The 18,876-nt window shown below is 39.4% G+C and carries 14 protein-coding genes; 1 reads left to right on the plus strand and 13 read right to left on the minus strand.

What is annotated here, in order from left to right:
* Positions 1-657 precede the first annotated feature (657 nt).
* The 5 genes from trpB to K9N40_09595 form a co-directional block, all read right to left on the minus strand.
* The gene (gene trpB / locus K9N40_09575; protein MCF7814715.1) at positions 658-1,863 is read right to left on the minus strand and encodes a tryptophan synthase subunit beta; all 1,206 of its coding nucleotides are present in this window, start codon (positions 1,861-1,863) and stop codon (positions 658-660) included.
* Positions 1,864-2,450: 587 nt separating this feature from the next.
* On the minus strand, positions 2,451-4,265 hold the full coding sequence (typA, locus tag K9N40_09580) for a translational GTPase TypA (protein ID MCF7814716.1): 1,815 nt from the start codon (positions 4,263-4,265) through the stop codon (positions 2,451-2,453).
* 218 nt (positions 4,266-4,483) lie between these two features.
* The gene (locus K9N40_09585; protein MCF7814717.1) at positions 4,484-5,410 is read right to left on the minus strand and encodes a radical SAM protein; all 927 of its coding nucleotides are present in this window, start codon (positions 5,408-5,410) and stop codon (positions 4,484-4,486) included.
* A gap of 444 nt (positions 5,411-5,854) precedes the next feature.
* Positions 5,855-6,631 (minus strand): NAD(P)H-dependent oxidoreductase, encoded by a 777-nt coding sequence (locus K9N40_09590; protein ID MCF7814718.1) that lies wholly within the window; start codon positions 6,629-6,631, stop codon positions 5,855-5,857.
* Positions 6,632-6,772: 141 nt separating this feature from the next.
* On the minus strand, positions 6,773-7,336 hold the full coding sequence (locus K9N40_09595) for a porin family protein (GenBank protein ID MCF7814719.1): 564 nt from the start codon (positions 7,334-7,336) through the stop codon (positions 6,773-6,775).
* Positions 7,337-7,877: 541 nt separating this feature from the next.
* Here K9N40_09595 and K9N40_09600 point away from each other — a divergent pair.
* Positions 7,878-8,447: a hypothetical protein gene (locus tag K9N40_09600; GenBank protein ID MCF7814720.1), complete on the plus strand. Its 570-nt coding sequence runs from the start codon at positions 7,878-7,880 to the stop codon at positions 8,445-8,447.
* 323 nt (positions 8,448-8,770) lie between these two features.
* Here the strand turns inward: K9N40_09600 and K9N40_09605 are convergent, their stop codons facing one another.
* The 8 genes from K9N40_09605 to K9N40_09640 form a co-directional block, all read right to left on the minus strand.
* The gene (locus K9N40_09605; GenBank protein MCF7814721.1) at positions 8,771-10,816 is read right to left on the minus strand and encodes an aminopeptidase; all 2,046 of its coding nucleotides are present in this window, start codon (positions 10,814-10,816) and stop codon (positions 8,771-8,773) included.
* Positions 10,817-11,150: 334 nt separating this feature from the next.
* On the minus strand, positions 11,151-11,903 hold the full coding sequence (locus K9N40_09610) for a nitroreductase family protein (GenBank protein ID MCF7814722.1): 753 nt from the start codon (positions 11,901-11,903) through the stop codon (positions 11,151-11,153).
* 4 nt (positions 11,904-11,907) lie between these two features.
* Complete coding sequence (locus K9N40_09615) at positions 11,908-12,249, minus strand: DUF3040 domain-containing protein (GenBank protein MCF7814723.1); 342 nt, start codon at positions 12,247-12,249, stop codon at positions 11,908-11,910.
* Positions 12,250-12,734: 485 nt separating this feature from the next.
* Complete coding sequence (locus K9N40_09620; GenBank protein MCF7814724.1) at positions 12,735-14,903, minus strand: hypothetical protein; 2,169 nt, start codon at positions 14,901-14,903, stop codon at positions 12,735-12,737.
* Positions 14,904-15,074: 171 nt separating this feature from the next.
* Positions 15,075-16,361, minus strand: a complete 1,287-nt coding sequence (locus K9N40_09625; protein ID MCF7814725.1) for a TldD/PmbA family protein — start codon at positions 16,359-16,361, stop codon at positions 15,075-15,077.
* Positions 16,361-17,740 carry a TldD/PmbA family protein gene (locus K9N40_09630; GenBank protein MCF7814726.1) on the minus strand — a complete coding sequence of 460 codons (1,380 nt, stop codon included), beginning with the start codon at positions 17,738-17,740 and terminating at the stop codon, positions 16,361-16,363. The genes K9N40_09625 and K9N40_09630 overlap by 1 nt, the downstream gene beginning before the upstream one ends.
* A 14-nt stretch (positions 17,741-17,754) precedes the next feature.
* Positions 17,755-17,991, minus strand: a complete 237-nt coding sequence (locus K9N40_09635) for a DUF3795 domain-containing protein (protein MCF7814727.1) — start codon at positions 17,989-17,991, stop codon at positions 17,755-17,757.
* A 423-nt stretch (positions 17,992-18,414) separates the two neighbouring features.
* Complete coding sequence (locus K9N40_09640; GenBank protein MCF7814728.1) at positions 18,415-18,705, minus strand: rhodanese-like domain-containing protein; 291 nt, start codon at positions 18,703-18,705, stop codon at positions 18,415-18,417.
* Between the last annotated feature and the right edge of the window lie 171 nt (positions 18,706-18,876).

Here is an 18,876-nt window from a genome sequence, read left to right on the forward strand (position 1 = left end):
GCTGAAAGGTACAGAATTCAAGAATGAAGTTCTTAAGATTATTCAATACGGCACATTTTCGCATTTTCTGTTTATCTGGGCTCCGATGGGTATTCTAGCCGCCAAATTCAACAAAGAAAAGTTGGAGAAAATAGAAGAATAACATTACTTACCTTACACGAAAGCTTCTGCGATAAAATCTCGTAAGGAGCTTTCGTTTTTTTGTGAATCTTACAAATTACTTATCATTTCCTAAAAGAATATTTCACCCTTCCACCGAAAAATTTGGATGGTGTAAACCTAATTTATTGTAATATATGAAATTATAGCTACTTTGCCCGCCAAAAACCTATCCAGTAAAGCCCACGAATTCATTCGTGGGAATATTGATGCGGGAAATATGCCGGATAACGGTTTCAACCGTTTGCACAAATAACAAACCAATAAAGAAAATTCTTAAATTAGACTATCACCGTGGCAGAGCCAAGGTGTATTTCGCTAAATTTATTTCAGCAAGCTGAAAATCGAATTTTCATTATTTACCCCTCTGCCTTCGGCATCTCCCCTCAAACAGGGGAGAAATTTCGGAAAACCCCGACGCAGAGCAGCGAGGAATTCTTAGATTAAAGAAGATATGCCTGATCGGTTAAAAACCGATCAGGCTTAATTTTGTAATCTTCAGGTTATATCATATTCTCTACCGTATTTTCTAGCCACGAAATCGATATCTTTATCTCCTCTGCCGGAAAGATTGACCAGGATCGTTTTAGTTTCTGGTAATTCGGATGCCAGCTTCATAGCATAAGCCACTGCGTGAGCACTTTCCAAAGCGGGAATGATGCCTTCCAACCTGGAAAGTTGAAAGAAAGCTTCGATAGCTTCAGCATCTGTTATTGTCTTATAATTTATCCTGCCTATATCTTTTAAATAACTGTGCTGAGGACCTACTCCAGGATAATCCAAGCCACTGGCAACAGAATAAACCCGCAGAGGATTACCAGAATCATCCTGCAAAAGATAACATTTAAAGCCATGGATCACTCCTGCTTTGCCCAGAGTCAGAGTAGCTGCGTGATCTGCTGTTTCCAAACCCAGACCAGCCGGTTCTACACCAAAGATATTTACATCTTCATCCGGCAGGAATGCAGTGAACAGCCCAATAGCATTGGAACCACCACCCACACAGGCAACCAGGTTATCTGGTAACTTGTTGTACCTGGCAGCAAACTGTTCTTTCGCTTCTTTGCCGACAATCTCCTGGAAATCTCGGACCATCATTGGGAAAGGATGAGGTCCTACCACAGAGCCTATCGCATAAAATTGATCTACAGGATCCTGAAGATAAGCTTTAAAAGCAGCATCTACAGCATCTTTCAATGTTCTTGTTCCCTCTGATACAGTATGTACTTTAGCTCCCAGGATCTTCATCCTGATGACATTGGGATATTCCTTTTCTACATCTACCTCACCCATATAAATCTCGCAGGGAAGGCCAACCAGTGCAGCTGCGGTTGACAAAGCCACGCCATGCTGTCCTGCACCTGTTTCTGCTATAAGTTTCTTCTTGCCCATGTATTTGGCCAGCAGGGCTTCACCCAGGCAATGATTAATCTTATGAGCTCCGGTGTGATTCAGGTCTTCTCTTTTTAAAAAAATCTGGGCTCCTTTACAGTTGCGGGATAAAGATTCTGCATAATAGATCGGACTGGGCCGCCCTGTGTATGATTGATTCAATTCCTGAAGTTCCAGTTTGAATATCGGATTCTCCTTCAACTTCAAATAACTTTCTGTGATCTCATCGATTATAACTTGCAGTTCTTCAGGTAGAAAGCTACCTCCATACGTTCCAAAACACCCTTTTTGATCTGGCATATCCAAAACCATTTCTCTTTTTGCTGCTAATTGCTTCTGCATTTTTTTCTCCTTTTCATATTGTTTTTTTTTTTTGAAAACTGATTTATAAAATTATAATTCCCTCCTTTCTCTCTAGATTTTAAGGATTCTGCATAATTAAAAAATGCCGTCATTCTGAAGTTTCTCCCAATAAATTTCTGCTGAAGAATCTCATTAAAGCGAGTTCCTTCCTGAGAACAACATGGAAGAAAACGTCAGGAAGACGAAAACAATCTATTATGCAGAACTCATTCTATATTTGATAAAAAAATGCCGCAGTTCCTGTTCGAAACCGCGGCAAAAAAAAACCGCGGATAGTGTTTCCACTACCCGCAGTTAACTTTGTATTATCAGGTCAGTGGAACTCTCAGTTCCACCACCAGTTATTTAAACAAATATTTATTTTTTCTATTTTCATGTGTACAAAAAAGAAATTTGCATAGAACAAGGCAAGAAAAATATTTTCAGAGAACCTGAATTCAGGTTCAATTTCTGCCTTCTACCTCTCCTCTTAAATTCAGGGAGAAAGTTGGTGAATCAGAGCAAAACTACGCTGCCCCGCTTCTATCCTACCAGTTTCAGGAAGATTCCTGTCCACGCATTCTCTGCCGGTCGACAGCTTTTAATACTTTCTTGCGAAATCTCATATTGTGCGGAGTTATCTCCAGCAGTTCGTCATCCTCGATGTATTCCAATGCCTGTTCCAGCGAGAATTTTCTTGGTGGTACCAGCTTCACGGTATCATCGGAACCTGCAGCTCTTACGTTTGTAAGTTTTTTTCCTCGTACAATATTTAAAACCAGATCGTTATCCCGCGAGTGTTCGCCGATAATCATGCCTTCATACACTTCCGTTCCGGGCTCTACGAACATAATTCCACGTGGTGCAAATGCATTCAATGAATAAGCAGTTGCAAAACCTTTTTCCATGGCGATCAATGCTCCTCGTTTCTTCTGGGGAATCTCACCTTTGAAGTATTCATATTCATAGAAACTGTGATTTATCACTCCAGTTCCGCGTGTGGAAGTAAGAAATTCATTCCTGAATCCGATCAGACCACGAGCTGGAACTTTATACTCCAGGCGCGTGTAGCCGTCTGTTCCCTGCACCATGTCCAGCATTTCACCTTTACGCAAGGATAGCATTTCGATGACTGTTCCGGCAAAATCATTGTCGGTATCAACCATTACCAGTTCGATAGGTTCTGTCTTTTTCCCTTTCAATTCACGGAATATAACTTTTGGTTTGGAAACCTGAAATTCATATCCTTCCCGCCGCATATTTTCTATCAAAATGGAAAGCTGCAGCTCTCCCCTGCCTTTTACGATGAATTCATCGGGAGACGATGTTTCTTCCAAGACCAAACTCACATTGCTCTGCAATTCTCTTTGCAACCGTTCCAGAATCTTTCTGGAAGTGAGATAACGACCTTCCCGCCCGGCAAATGGAGAATCATTTACCCGGAACTTCATAGCCAGCGTTGGTGCATCTATCTCGATGAGTGGTAAAGGGATCGGATGTTCTTTATCGGCAACTGTTTCACCCACATCCACCATTTCCATTCCTGCCAAAGAAACAATGTCGCCGGCCAGAGCTTTTTTGATCTCCTGTTTCTTTAATTCGACATATTGAAAAATCTTGGAAATTCTGTATAACAAACGCTCGCCGTCCCTTTTTAGAAGAACGATTTCCTGCCCCTGCGAAACTGAGCCATTTTTGATCTTACCGGTTCCGATCTTACCCAGATAATTGTCGTATTCGATAGCTGAGATCAGCATCTGTAAAGGCTTATCTACCTCTCCTACAGAATCGGGAACGTGCTTGATGATAGTTTCGAACAGCGGAATGAAATCGCTATTTTCATCTTCCAGTTCATATTTGGCAATACCGTCGCGTCCGGAAGCATAAACTATCGGGAAATCCAGCTGATGGTCATTGGCATTAAGCTCAATGAAAAGATCGAAAATCATTTCCAGCACATCTTTGGGGCGACTGTTGGGACGGTCGATCTTATTGATCACAACGATAGGACTAAGACCAAGTTCCAATGACTTCTTCAGCACATATTTGGTTTGCGGCATCGGACCTTCAAAGGCGTCCACCAATAAAAGTACACAATCAACCATCTTCATAATGCGTTGCACTTCGCCGCCGAAATCGGCATGACCGGGCGTATCGACGATATTGATCTTGTAATCTTTATAAAATATGGATGCGTTTTTGGAAAAGATCGTTATTCCTCGCTCCCGCTCCAGATCGTTGGAATCCATCACGCGTTCATCTACTTTTTCATTGGCGCGGAAAACTCCCAACTGCTGCAAAGCAGCATCTATCAGCGTTGTTTTACCATGATCCACGTGCGCAATGATCGCTATATTTTTTATCTTCTGCATTTATTTCTCCCAATAGATATCATTCAGACTCGACTTAAGGCAAAGCTTGAGTTGAGGATGAATACAACATCCCTTCTTTGTTGCGACAAAAATTCTGAAAGGCTATTTAAGGCAATGTATTTCGTAAGTTATTATTTATAAAAGCAAAGATCCAGACTGGACTTCCCCTGATAAGAGAAGCTAACTCCTGAAGCAATTCAGAAGTTGGTTTTGTTAAATCACAATCCTCTCAAATATTCCGGCTTCACATTCTCCGGATGGTCAAGAGCATAATTTATCTGATGAAGTATCTTTTCGCGATCCCGGCTGAGACGACCTTTGACAGGCAGGTAATTGGAAGCATGATTACTACGGAAAACACAATTTTTCACTTCGTCATTTATGTTCTCGATCAATAGTTTCATCTCCTGCATAATACCGATTGCCGTCTGCGGGGTCAAGGTTCCTGCTTCTGCATCTCTCTTTACATCTGAACCATCTGGAAACATCAAAGCCAGACAGGAAATATACCAAACTGGCAATGGTCCTTCCTTTACAACATGAACCGGGCTGGCTCTATTCACCAGATTTGCCGTGTCCAATATATGTTGTTCTGCCAATTTCACGTCCCGGCCTGTTAAACCCAGAATGATCGTGCCGGAAGGTGTGATGCCTGCTTCAAAGCATTTATGAAATGACGCCACGATCTCATCTGCCGTCACTCTCTTACCCGCTTTGGCCAGCTGCTGGTCGTTGCCACTCTCGATGCCGATATAAACGATCTCCAATCCTGCTTCCTGCAGAGAGCGTAACTCCGCATCGCTTTTGGCTAAAATATCTTTGGCATGAGCATAAGTTCCGATGCGGTTTAAGCGGGGAAACAACTTAGTGGCATATTCGCACAACTCATGAAGTTTATGAAAGCTTATCACCATGGCATTGCCATCCAGAAAGAACATTTTGCGAACATCAGCTCCATAAACCTTCCTGGCAGTGTCCATATCTTTCTTGATATCAGCCAGATCCCGAACTTTGAATTTCTTGAGATTGGCAAAACAGAAACTGCAACGGTAAGTGCAGCCTTCCGTAACCTGGATCAGCAGGCTGTTCGCCTCACTGGGCGGCCGGTAAACCGGTTCTGAATAATATATTCCGTGGAGATGCATAGTTTTCCTTCTTTCTAATACTTCTGAAAGTATTGCATTTCTTTTCCTTTGTATTTTTTTAATAATTCCAAATTTGATTTCCTTTTTAGAATATCATCTGTCAAGCTCAAAACATTTTCTCAATTTGAAATGTGAATGATGAGAGAAAAACTGGAAGAAGTTGATGGGTTAATGAGTTGATGTGGAAAATCGTGTAAGAGTTTATGAGTAGAAGAGGATATATGGAAATTTTTTTAGTCTAAAATCCCGACTTAAAGCAAAGCTTGAGTTGGGGATGAATAAAAGATCCCTTCTTTGCAGCGGCTAAAGTTCTGAAAGGCTATTTAAGGTAATCTATCTTGTTAGTCTTCATTCGTTTCGACAACCTTTCAGCCTGCTAAGAATTGAGCAATTCAGCATTTCAGCAACTCAGAATCCCAGAGTCTCTCTTCACGATCTGGCAGATCAAGTTACTTTATTTTTCCGTTTTTTTACCTGAAACTGAATCATTTTTTCTACCAGCCAGGATATTAATCTTTTGAAAATATTTATCTTCACCGGAATATGATAAGATTGCTTTTTAATTTGGCTGTAATATTGAAAATCTCTGGGTGAAAATTCCTTGATTTTCTCGCTGGTGAGAAATGTCTTTTGGGCCCGAAACTGAATTAGCTGGCTTAGTTTTGGCGACCAGTTTTCTGCTTTCATTTGCTTATGAAATTGCCGGGCAGTTTTAATAATTCTTTTGTCTCCGGTTATTTCTTTTTTTTCTTTATCGGGCGGTGTAACAATACCCAATTTCGTTACTGAACGCATTCCCCACATTAGCGATACTTTTTCCAGATAATTAAGAACAGATTTCAAATCCATCACACCGGTAGTAGAGATTATCATACTATGTTGATGGTAGAGCTGTGGACGATGACAAAGAAATGAAAATCGATCGATGAAATTTTTCATCAGACCTGTTACTTGCGAAACATAGACCGGAGAGACGAAAATTATACCATCAGCTTCTAGCATTTTGCTAAATATATCAGCTGCGATATCATTGAGAGGACATTTTTCTTCCCCATAGAATAAACACACATGACAACCCTTACATATCTTCAAATCGACTTTGTTCAGAAAAATATATTCGAAATTATAATCTGCCAGTTTCTGCAAAGCAGTTTCAAATTGTTTTGTAACCAGAAAGCTGTTCTTGCGGCGTGCACTGCCAAAGATCACTAATATTTTCATTAATACCTCCTAAAAAATATTGTTGAAGAAGTGAATATAAATATCAATGATTTAAGTGGTCTCCTGGAAAAAGATAAGCTACAGATAAAAAATGACTCCAAACAAAAGTTCAGAGTCATTCAATATATTCAAATTTCTTATTTAGAAGTTCCAGGCTATTCCCAAACCAAGTGAAATATAGTTAAGATCACCTTCCGAAGTAATATCCAAATCGTCGAATTCCACTTCGCTTGTAAGAGTATTATATCTTACTGTTGGTTGAAGAGAAATTTTTGGACTGATCTTATAAACTATGCCAGCACCAAGCTGGAAACCTAAAGCATGATCACTATCACCAATAATATCATCACCATCTTCTAATTCTACATGTTTATAAGTAGCAGCGCCTTCCAGCAAATAATGAAATGAATAACTTGCAAAGGGATGAATAAATCTTACACCAAGATCATAACCGGTTTCTTCAAAGTCAAGATCATTCTCACCAGCAAAGTTTGTCCAACTCCAACCTGTAAAGACATCCAGATGTGGCATAACCCGGTAGGCAATTCTTGCATCCACTCCGATTCCACTTTCCAATTCGGCATCATTAAAATCACCAGTTGGCATGTTCATAGCCGGCCTTAGTTCGATTGTCCAGTTTTCGCCAAACGCCAAAGTACTGAAACATAATATCAGTACAAATACAAATGCTAATTTAGTTTTCATGTATCCTCCTTCTGTATTTTTTACTAAATTTAACACTATCAAAAAAAAATCAACCTTTCTCGATGTCAACCATTTTTTTTTAATATTTTTCTTTTAGAATGGATATTTTCAATAATGTTAAATACTATATATTTCATATAAATACAGATTTTCATGATTACTTTTAAAAAATTTTTTACTGTGTATTTTTAGTTTAATGAAAAGTATTCAATAAGCATTTTTAAATGATGAACAAGACCTGCGGTAAGATTTAACAATATCTACTGAAATAAAGAAAATTCTTAAATTTGACTATCATCGTGGCAGAGCCAAGGTATATTTCGCCAAATTTATTTCGGCAAGCTGAAAATCGAATTTTCCTTATTTACCCCTCTCCGGCAACTGCCGGATCTCCCCTCAAACAGGGGAGAAAATTTGGAAAACCCCGATGCAGAGCAGCGAGGAATTCTTAGATTAAAATAATTTGACACCTATGGATAAATTTCGAATATCTGATCTTTAGATATTAGGATTATTAAAATCTATCCAAATGGAGGTGGAAATGTTTCGGAAGATCGCATTTCGAATTGCGGTTTTGGTGCTGTTGAGTTTGTTGATAAACGGATGTCTTACAACTGAGAATAAGCTCTATAGTTTTAAGATCAATCCTGATGGTTCTGGCAGTGGAACGGTAATTTTTGAAAACATCGTATCTGAAGAAGATGAAGGTAAAGATGTCTCATTTGATGACTTTGGTGAGCTGATAGACGATTACGTAAATGGTACAGTTTTTGAAACTGATAACCCTGGCTACAACATTAAGCGCAAAGAAATCTATGAAGAAAACGGTAAACTTTATGGAAAGTTTGTATTTACTTTTGATAATCTGGAAGATGCTGGATTTTATCGTTATGAAGATTGCAGCTGTGCTCCTGTGATGTACTACATGGGTTCTTTAAGCGAAACTCTGCTGGATACAAATGGTAATTATCTGGGTTATGATCGTGATTTCCCCATAATTGTTTGGCCGGCAAATGCAACTGAATTCTCATTTAAAACAAACGTGAAAGAAGATATGAGTGATGCTCATAGTTTGCTACCTCTTTATAAAACCTGGAAGGAAAATCAGTAGATTTTTTTTTGATTTTTTAATTTTACTGCGGAACTTCGGTTCCGTTTTTTTATTCAGCAGATCAGCGTGTCAGCATTTCAGCAGTTCAGCGTCTCGGCATCTCATAGTCCCAAAGTCACAAATTCACAAAGTCTCACGATCTCCCTGTCTCACAATCACAAAGTCCCACAGTCTCAAAGTCTCCCAGTCTGCCTGAGGCGGATAAATCTCACTTCTCGCAGATCACGGCGCAGTTCTTTCACTTTTCTTTCACTTCGAAGCCGGATCATCTTCCCTCAAATCACGGCGCAGTTCTTTCACTTTTCTTTCACTTCGAAGCCGGATCACTTCGAAGCCGGATCATCCAGCGGAATATTCAATTCTTCCGTTCCCGATACAACAAAACGTCCATCGCGAATTATATCGAACTCTTCCCCATTTTCTGAGATTGCAGTGATGAAATCCAGATCTTCGTATGGAAGAGTGATATCTGTATGACAATTTGTATAAGCTTTATTGATATCCTCTTTCCTGAGAGCACTGCGTTCATTTTCACGCGCGATTATCTCTTTGTTGTCGATAGGATTGAAAACTGCAAAATCTTCTTCAAAGCTGAAGCAGGTATCACCGATGGCAAAATGCGGTCCCATTTTTTCCACGATGAGAATCGGTAATAAAGGCAGAATATCAAACTTCTGAGCCATCACATAAGCTTTCGTATTGGTTCCAATGGCAAATTCCCCGATCGGTAGAGTTTTGTGTGGGAAAAGCAGATTTTCTTCGATGTATTTCTTGTTATCTTCTTCGTTATCAAAGTTTGCACAGGAATGTTCTTCTACATAACCATCTTTGAATTTCAAATTCAGATCGATAAATTTAAGGTCTTTCAGGAAAGTTTCTTTCAGGTGCAGAGTTCCATTTGTATCTTTTAGAACTGGTGAGGTAAATACTTCGCCTACAGGAATGTTCACATCTGCACCACAGTTCACGAAATTGGTCTGTCTGGCAGGATCGCTAAGTTTATGCATTTTAATTTTGATGTCTGTCAAATTACCGTTTTTACCTTTCACATGAACAAATTCCGCTTTGTCCAGAGTATCTACAATATGCTGTTGAATTTCTTCGTGTTTGATCGTATCCATCATATTGATGCCGATGGTTTCTTCGAAAATTTCTTCGAATTGATCGCCTATTTCCGGAAGTGGAAAACCAACGATACAGAAACTTGATTTGCTGCGTGGAATGTACTGATCTATTATCTGACGGAATGTCATGTTTTGCTTTTGGGAAAGCTTCTGCTGCTCTGAACTCAGTTTCAAGCAGTCTGCTTTCGATTTTGGTGCAAAAGGTTTTTCACCAAACGGATCAAAATAGATCGGTCCGGCATATTCTTTCATAAAATCTCCGCAGGCTTCAGCAGCTTCCTTCTGGGCTGAATTTATAATTTCCACAAATTTTTCGTTCATATACAGAGCATTGTCAAAACGGTGATCGTAACGATATTGTTTATTGGGATTAGTTGTGAAGATCATGGATAGTATCGGTTTCAGGTTTACTTCTTCCAATTTCTTGATAAGAGTTTTTACGATCTTTTCCTGACCTAAATGATAGAATAATCCAACTGATTTTTTGTTGCTGATATCCTTTTTAGCTAGTTCAAAGCCGCGAATAAATCCTTTTGTGATCGCCTCAGCCAGTACATCGATCCTGGATTGCGGATATTCCATCAAAAATTCAGCAGTATTTATTTCATTGGCAGTGATATTCCTGCCATACTGATACAAGTAACGAATGTCATTAAGATCTGCATTCTGCACGATTTTCTGGTAGATTTCTGTATCTGCATGATAGTTGAAAGTAAGATATCTTCTTTGTGCTTCAACATCTTTGGTAGTAAATATCCTGGTTGAAAGTTTTTTAAATTCATCAGGATCAACATCACCATTCTGCAACATATCAACAACATCTATAAAAATCTTGTTCCACTTCTCCATTTGAAAGCGAAGATGCTGAAAACTGTAAGTGGTATAACTGCGATAATTTACATAATATGCAGATAAAGCAGAACCCATTTCCTGACCGAATTCTTTTACGCAGAATTCTGGATTTGCATAACTTTCTTCGTAGTTTTCGGGTAGAATCTCCTGATAGAATTCTCTGTTAGTTTTCTGCAGAACTTTAAGATCATTTTTTCTGTGATAATCATCAGTCAGTTCACTTTCCAGTTCCGAGAAATAGAGAATTTTATCTGCTATCTGAAATAGATAATTTCCATATTTGGAATCGTCATCTTTCAGCTTTTCCCAAATCGTTTTGATCTGCTCGAGAGTTTGAAGAAAACTTTTCTCGATCTTCTGATTTTGCTGTTTTACTAATTCATTATACGACATTTTTCCTCCGATTTATATTTTTCAATTTTTCCGTATTGTCCCCCTTCATAATGGGGAACCAAAGGGGGTTTTCATTAACAAATCATTAATTAAATTAAAAACCCCTCTGTCCTGCTGTTGCTGGACTTCTCCCCTTTAGAAAAGCCTAAGGATGACGTTTTGCACACAAAGCCACAACCAAAATGGGGAACTTGATTTGTCATGCTGAGTTCATCGAAGCATGTGGCAAGCCAATATTAACAATGCCATATCCTTCGATATAATCCGGCAAACCGAATCACTCAGGATGACTTTTTCACTTCTATAATTCTTTCAATTGTTCTTACGTTCCGTTCTAAAACTCAAAACCGTATTTCTTAAAGACTTCTCTCATTTCTTCAGGATTTTGCAGCCATTGTCCCCATTTGCGGGAAATGTGTTCCGTCCAGCTATAAGTTTTTCCATCGAAAGTTTCTTCTCTATTTTCATTTTCCAGCTTTATCATGATTTTGCCACCTTTGTAATAATCCTGTGCCACGTAGCCATCATCCATCACATTCATAGCATTGGAAATCTGCTCTTCTGTAAATTCAGGATATTCACCTTCATAACAGGCACAATCCATTGGATAACGCGGACGAACAGGTGGATTTTCATCTGGATAACCCACGGAAATTCCCACCAGCGGAAATACTTTTGCTGGAAGCTTAAACTTTTCGATCATTTTATCGGCATTGAAAGGCACGAAACCAAGATAGCAGGTTCCAAGCCCTAAACTTTCTGCAGCAATCACCAGATTCTGCGCTAAGTAACAAGCATCCTGAACTCCAAACATGAACATAGCCAGATCGCAGGAAACCAGATCCCAATTACGTTCCTTCATAACTTTCTGCATGCGATGAAGATCCACGCAAACAATGAAAAAAAGAGGTGCTTTAAAAGGATGTTTTGCTTTATCTCGTGATAAAATCAAACTTCCCAATTGACCGGCAAAAGCGGCTTGCTGTCCTGCTTTGACGATCGTTTCAATCACTTCTTCCGAAGGTACTTCGTCGGTGTAATTGCGAATCGATTTGTGATTCATGAGAATATTAATTGTTTCATTCATTTTTTTACCTCAACCAAAAGTTCGTAATGGAAAGATATAGAAAAATAATTGTTAATAACACTACGATAACAATTTTAATTTTCTTCTTTCTGGAGGAAATATTTTGCCAATCCTCAAAATCTCTCCATTTCTTTTTATTAACTAAACCGACTGTCATTGAAATAAATCCTAAAAAAGAAAAAACTAAGTATTTGATTGCTATTCCGAGAATTATAAAAAGAACGCCTAAATAGAAATAGACTTTAAAATTTGTTAGTTGATCACCGTATTTATTTCTTAAATACAAAAAAATTAAAAATAGTACTAAAAGAAATAATCCTAATGCTATTATAAAAGTAAAATCCATAACTTATCCTTTACTTTGCCCCCTTCGTCTCGTCGCGGCGTAATGCAATGAAGACGGAAAGGAAGAATCAAAATTTATCCCGTGGAATCCTGTGGACATTCCACTGAGAGGGCTTTGTTTATTTATTTAAAATCTTAATCGAACTTACCAAACCCCTCTGTCCCGAAAGCTTTCGGGACATCTCCCCTTCCAAAGGGGAGTTGATTTCTCGTTTCAAAACTCCTGTCTGGCAACGCAATTTTATTTCGAAACTCCTGTTTCTTTTTGGAAGCGACTGCGTCGCCTGGCATTCGGCAGCTGCCGTATGCACTCCAAATTCTGTATTCTCCATCATTACTTTCCCAGAAGTTCTTTCAAGTTATCCCTCACCAGTTTTGGGTAAGTTTCTTTCAATTTTGGCCACCATCCTTCAGATTTTCTAATCTTCTCAACTTTCCCACATCTCCCCCAAGAATCTGTGAAAGAAGGTGCGGGAAAGTATTAATTCACATCACATCAAACGTATAACTGATCTTCAGAAAATACGTCAAGTCCCGATAATTTTCGATGTAATCCCGAGCTGCAATTGGACTGATCTTTTCTTCCGTTCCTGTTGCACCAAGGTAGATCGCAGTTTGCGAACTTGGTTTGTAAGCAAACAACGGATAAACACTTATACGATTAGGATTGGCTTCCGCTCTGATCAGATCATGATTGATGGCTTGCGCTATGAGACGAACCCAGAAATTCTTGTGGAACTGGAATTTTGCTTTCACTTCATAGGAACGGGCAATGTATTTGTCTTCCGTTTCATGATATTTCTGCTTGAATTCAAGATCCAGCAGATTGTTCGGTCGCAGTTGAACAGTATTCTCATATTTATAGAAATCGCCGAATTCACCTTTGAGAGTATCAAAATTGTAATAAACGTTCACGCCATCCACCAGAAGCGTTTCCAGCTTGATATGTTTTGTCAGTTCATATTTAAGGCTCAGCCAGGGATAATGGGTGTAATAATCTCTGCCGTAGAAATGATCCATGATCACCTCAAAACCGGTCCAATATTCAAAAGAGTTCATCAGGATAGCGCCGTTCATGATCTCCCAGTAATGCGATTTCACATCCTGCAGGTCGAAAGCATATTTGATATTCTGACTGGAAGCTATTTCCATATAGCGGATCAGATCTTCGTCTGTATCAGCATGAATCTGATATTCCAGACGATTATTGTACTTCACAAAATCCACATCGTCCAGAAAACCCAGATCGGCGCGGAAATCCTGCGAAACCGCTTTGAATTCGTTGTTGATAAACCAGGTCCCGTTATAGAAATCCAAATCTACAGCAGCAGCAATTCCATTTTTGGTTTCTTTTTCCTGCTGGCTGTTTTCGGTGTCATTCGTAGAACCTACAACCTGGAAATCTGCATTCACAGCTTGAGAAAAGCGCTTATTAGCATCGAAACTTAGAACCATATTGTTCATATCATCAAATCTTCGTATAGCTGCAGCGCCACGCAGAAATCCGTTCCCGCCGAATTTACGGCAAAGGCTGGCAAAGCCAAAAATTGTGTTTTCCGTTTTGTTTTCATAGCTGTTGTTCCAGAAGAATCTTCCTCCCGGCACATCCTTATCTACTGCTGCCAGCGCAAAAACCGATGTGCTGCCGAACGAACCGGAAAGTTTGGCTCCGGCAATGGGATTTACGATCTGGCGAGTGTAGAAGATATTCACATCGGTTTGGAACGGATTCGTCTGCTCGATGAAGAAGGGACGCTTTTCCTGATAATAACGCGGATAGCGGTCATTCACATCGATTTCCAAGCCGTCTGCTTCGATTATATTGAAATCGGGATTGAAAGTAAATCTGGTCATCAAGCTGGAATTCGGTTCATAAAAAACATTCAGTTCCGATTCCAGATTTTTATCGGTTTCCTCTGCATCTGCAACTTTATCTTCAAATCTGTTATAATCTGCAACAAGAGCTGGAATGAGCTTCAGATTGCGGTTGGTGGGCAAATCCGCAAAACGGATCACGGCATAATTATCATAATAATTTCCGCCGCCCCGCTGAACCTTGTGGCTGGATATTTCTTCCGTGCCGGCAGGAATCAATCGTTTGCAGAAAAATCCCCATTCTACGTTCCGGCCGCTCTTGTATTTGATGCTTTCCAGAGGCAGCATGATCTCCAGCGAAAAACCGTAGTCGGTTTTCTGAGCTCTGGAAACATAATAAATATCGATTGTCGTGTCGATCTCTTCCAGCACGATTCCGTCCGCCTGTTCCCCATTGGCATTGCAGCCCAGATAATAAGCGCGTTCATTGCTGTGGAATGTATCCAGATAAAAATAGCAGCGGTCGGTTGTATAGATAGCATCACGGCTGCAATGATTATCGCGCATTCTATTCAAATCATCGAAATAGAATTTTGCCATCAAGTAGATCTTCTGGTTATCATACATTAGACCGATTTCCGTTTTTTCGGATGGCTCGGTGTTATCACCAGGCGATGTTTGATAAAACTCATCATGCCAGTAGGCATCAGCCCATTCACCTTCACTGATCGCTCCATCGATAACGGGAGGAACGTTCGCGAATGGTATCTCGATCAATTCTTTGGCTGACAGCGAGATAACTGCCAGTAAAAATATAAAAATTGTTATATGTTTTTTCATATGATTAAAACCCCTCAACGGCTAAAGCCGCATCTCCCCTTCCAAAGGGGAGCTTTTTTTCTCGTTCCTAAACTCCAGTTTGAGAACGCAATTTTAATATCGAAACTCCCGTTTCATCATGAAAGCGATTTTGTCGCTTTGCATCAAAAAATTGCTGCACTCCAAAAAGACTTATTTTCCGGAAATCGTAACTCCACCAAACTTGATCCAGGGATAGATCTGATAGCCGGGATTTTCTCGCTCTTTGGAAATCTGCTTTATATTCATCAACATTTCCACCAGATTTCCAGTGATCATGGTTTCATTGATGGGATACTTGATCTCACCATCTTCGATGAAATAGCTATTCTTTGCCACACCACTGAAATCGCCATTATCGCTGGGATTTCCACCACTGAATCTGCAAAGCAGAATCCCTCTTTTTGTAGATTTTATCATTTCATCAAAAGAAGTATTTCCGGGCTCAATAATGTAACAGCCGCCGCTGTTCACTGCTCTTCGCAAGCCGGTTTTATTGGCACCATACAATCCCAGAAGAAAACTTTTCAACACACCTTTTTCGATGATAGTGAGATTTTTTGCTTCGTATCCGTCATTCGTGATCGAGTAGCGGCTGGCCAGTTCCTCCGAAAGTGGATTGGAATGGATCGTCAACTTCTCAGACGCAATTTGTTTATCCAATTTATTTTTGTAAACCGAACTACCTTTGATCATGTTGTAATCACGAATATAACTGAAAACACTTCCAATCACATTATTCAAACATTCCGGAGAAAATATCACATCACCTTCAAATTTTCCCGCAATAGTATGCATCACCGTTTGCTCTGAAGATTGCTTTATAAGCCTGTCTATGCTGCTGCATTCACTGAATGGCTTATTCAGATCGTTCGAAACATGAGCTGCATAATTGAAGGAAGAAGTTTTTTGTCCATCTCTGGTAGTGAACATCACAACGAATTGATAGCTTCCCTTTTCTATCTCAAAATAAACATTATTGGAATTTGCATAAAAACTAAGTTGTTTATTGAAACTGAAATTGATCTCTTCAATTATTGTTTTTGGATAATGCTTTTTTGCATAATCCATGAATTCTGAAAGTCGGAAATACATTTTATCCAAATCCGGTTTTTGGGGTCCATGACTGAAATTTTTATGTGGTTGTTTTTCGGCAATATCATTGGCTGGATCAGGATTGGAAGAATTTGCCATTTCCATTACCTGAACTGCTGCTGCTTCGATTGATTTTTCATCTGCTTTATTTATGGAAATGCTGCCTTTTCTATCATTCGCCATACCAATTAAAGTAATATCTGTATCAAAATTTGTACGGAACAGACTGATCTCTCCGGAAGCAACGTTCAATTCATGCATTTCCGATTTTGAACAATAGCATACAGCTTTTTCTGCACCTGCATTCTGCAATACCTTCAAACTATATTTTGCCAGATTTTTCATTATTTCCCTCCTATGTTCACACGACACTTGATAGCAGGACCACCCATTCCAACCGGAATTGGCTGTTTCTTACCGCACATTCCGCTGCAGTCCCAGCTCATATCATCCGAAACCATTGAGACAGATTTGAGAACATCAAATGCCACTCCACTTATCGTTGTATCTTTGATCGCTTTACCAAGTTTGCCGTTCTTGATCTCGTAGCCCAGCTGCACACCAAACATGAATTCGCTGGTGCTGTCTGCCTGTCCATTGTAGGATTTCATCAGATAGTAGCCATCTTCTATCGATGCGATCATGTCTTCCAGCTTACAGGTTCCAGGTAGGATAGCTGTATTTCTCATGCGAACCAGCGGCTCATCATTGAACCGATATGCACGGGCATTTCCAGTAAGTTCATGACCAAAATAAAGTGCTGTATCTTTATTGTTCATGTAGCTTTGCAGTACGCCATCCTTGATGATGACTGCGTCCTGAGCCAGAGTTCCTTCATCATCTACAAACACGGGAACCGGGCAAATTTGACCAAATGCTTCATTAGCAAAATCAACCAGATTTACAATTTCGCTGGCTGCCTTTTTGTTCATGTAATCAGCAGCCACACTGCCACCTTTTACGATGTCAGACTCAGTTGTATGTCCGATGGCTTCGTGAGCTAAAATTCCAGCAAGTTCCGCATCCATGATCACATCATGCATTCCAGCTTTGGCATATATTCCATCTGCTTTGTTCACCAAATGTTCATATTGTGTTCTGATACCGTCAAAAAGAACGGCAGGATCATCAAAGTTATCTTCAAATTGACCAAAGCCGCCATAAGATTGGAATAAATCGTAGGGCTTACCATCTTTTACCAGGGTAAGTACAAGATAAACTAAACAGCGGGGGATCATTGAATAGGAATAAGATTCGTCGGATGTTATCAGTGTTTTTTCCATATCTAAGGCTGCCAGAGTAATTGCGCGAGATGTAAGGTCAGGATATTTTTCTATAATATGATCGTCTATTTCTTTTAGAAATTCGATCATTTCCTTCTGGCTTTTCTTTGGTTTTGTTGTTGTGAAATCTTTACTGAGACTTGCCTTCCTGGAAATGAGTTCACTTTTCTTATCCTGTTGTTTACTACTTAAAAAAACAGCATTATCAGTTGCAGTATTTATAACTTTTTTCACAATCTCATCCGATATAACAGGATCCGAAGCAAAACCCCAGCTGCCGTCTTTGTAAACTCGGGCACTCACACCACCTTCGCTGGATCTATTATTACTCATCACATCACCTTTTACCAGTGAAATTCTTGTATTGCGATTTTCCTGAATACGCAGTTCAGTATATTCAGTAAAAAATTTTCTGTACTTCTCCAATTCTTTTATTATCATAATTCCTCCATTCTTCAACTCCTGCCAGAAATATACTGACAAAAACCAAAATTGATCGGTCCCAATTTTGTCAATTCACAGGGAAACTCAGCGCAATCGAAACACGTGCGTACTTTTTTTTCTACCGCACAATGTTTAACTTTACATGGTCCCGTCAATTTGGGGGTACAACCTTCATTCCCATTTGGACAGATTTCTTTCTGCATTCTGGGACATTTTTCGCAGGCAATTCCGCAAACACTAATTCTCATAATACCTCAAATAAATTTACAATTTTCTTTTAATTAAGCAAAGTGTGTGCCAAAATGCTAATTGTAAGAATTGTTTTAACTTAAGGTTTTCTGAACCCGACTGGAACAGTACGTTTTTGTACAGATATGTCCGCCAGCGAACGCTATCGCAGTCACAAGAATTATTAATTGCAAAGATAAATAAAGAAAATTCTTAAATTTGACTATCACCGTGGCAGAGCCAAGGTGTATTTCGCTAAATTTATTCAGCAAGCTGAAAATCGAATTTCCATTATTTACCCCTCTGCCTTCGGTATCTCCCCTCAAACAGGGGAGAAATTTCGGAAAACCCCGACGCAAGCGTCGAGGAATTCTATTGATTAAATTGTGATAATTTCTTTCATTCTCCTCTGATAACAGGTAGTCTGGCTTTGATCCAGTCTTTCAAACCACCAGCATATTCCTGAACATCGGTGTAACCCAATTTCTGCAGCTGAACTGCTGCATCTGACGACGATGTTCAGCCCGGGCCAGTGCAGTATACGACGATTTTCTTTCTTTATCAGGAATCAATTCGCCCGCCAGTTCATCAAATCCATCCAGTCGAATAGGTAAATTGATAGAATTCGGTATGTGTACTTTTGCATGATCAGCAGGACGCAGCGCATTTACCAATGCAAAATGTGTTTTTGAATCCAGCAGTCTTTTAATCTCTTCTTTTTCGATCAGCTTCATGTTTTTACTCTCCATTTATTTATGCTGTATAATCTGAGCTCCCTCTAAAAAGTATCAAAAAAAAACCTTTTCAATAAATATGAATTTTTTCATATTGAATCCATAAATAAGTGAAAAAAGGTATTGGTAATGTTTCGAAAAAATAGCGACCATAAACAAATGGATATATTT

This window comes from Candidatus Cloacimonadota bacterium (assembly GCA_021734245.1).
GTDB lineage: Bacteria > Cloacimonadota > Cloacimonadia > Cloacimonadales > TCS61 > B137-G9.

What these genes read in the sequence shown, in the direction of transcription:
- K9N40_09640 (MCF7814728.1), bottom strand. Translation starts at nt 18,705, where the DNA reads ATGAAGCTGATCGAAAAAGAAGAGATTAAAAGACTGCTGGATTCAAAA.
- K9N40_09615 (MCF7814723.1), bottom strand. Translation starts at nt 12,249, where the DNA reads ATGGATTTTACTTTTATAATAGCATTAGGATTATTTCTTTTAGTACTA.
- K9N40_09595 (MCF7814719.1), bottom strand. Translation starts at nt 7,336, where the DNA reads ATGAAAACTAAATTAGCATTTGTATTTGTACTGATATTATGTTTCAGT.
- K9N40_09625 (MCF7814725.1), bottom strand. Translation starts at nt 16,361, where the DNA reads ATGAAAAATCTGGCAAAATATAGTTTGAAGGTATTGCAGAATGCAGGT.
- K9N40_09620 (MCF7814724.1), bottom strand. Translation starts at nt 14,903, where the DNA reads ATGAAAAAACATATAACAATTTTTATATTTTTACTGGCAGTTATCTCG.
- K9N40_09635 (MCF7814727.1), bottom strand. Translation starts at nt 17,991, where the DNA reads ATGAGAATTAGTGTTTGCGGAATTGCCTGCGAAAAATGTCCCAGAATG.
- K9N40_09610 (MCF7814722.1), bottom strand. Translation starts at nt 11,903, where the DNA reads ATGAATGAAACAATTAATATTCTCATGAATCACAAATCGATTCGCAAT.
- K9N40_09605 (MCF7814721.1), bottom strand. Translation starts at nt 10,816, where the DNA reads ATGTCGTATAATGAATTAGTAAAACAGCAAAATCAGAAGATCGAGAAA.
- typA (MCF7814716.1), bottom strand. Translation starts at nt 4,265, where the DNA reads ATGCAGAAGATAAAAAATATAGCGATCATTGCGCACGTGGATCATGGT.
- K9N40_09630 (MCF7814726.1), bottom strand. Translation starts at nt 17,740, where the DNA reads ATGATAATAAAAGAATTGGAGAAGTACAGAAAATTTTTTACTGAATAT.
- K9N40_09590 (MCF7814718.1), bottom strand. Translation starts at nt 6,631, where the DNA reads ATGAAAATATTAGTGATCTTTGGCAGTGCACGCCGCAAGAACAGCTTT.
- K9N40_09600 (MCF7814720.1), top strand. Translation starts at nt 7,878, where the DNA reads ATGTTTCGGAAGATCGCATTTCGAATTGCGGTTTTGGTGCTGTTGAGT.
- trpB (MCF7814715.1), bottom strand. Translation starts at nt 1,863, where the DNA reads ATGGTTTTGGATATGCCAGATCAAAAAGGGTGTTTTGGAACGTATGGA.
- K9N40_09585 (MCF7814717.1), bottom strand. Translation starts at nt 5,410, where the DNA reads ATGCATCTCCACGGAATATATTATTCAGAACCGGTTTACCGGCCGCCC.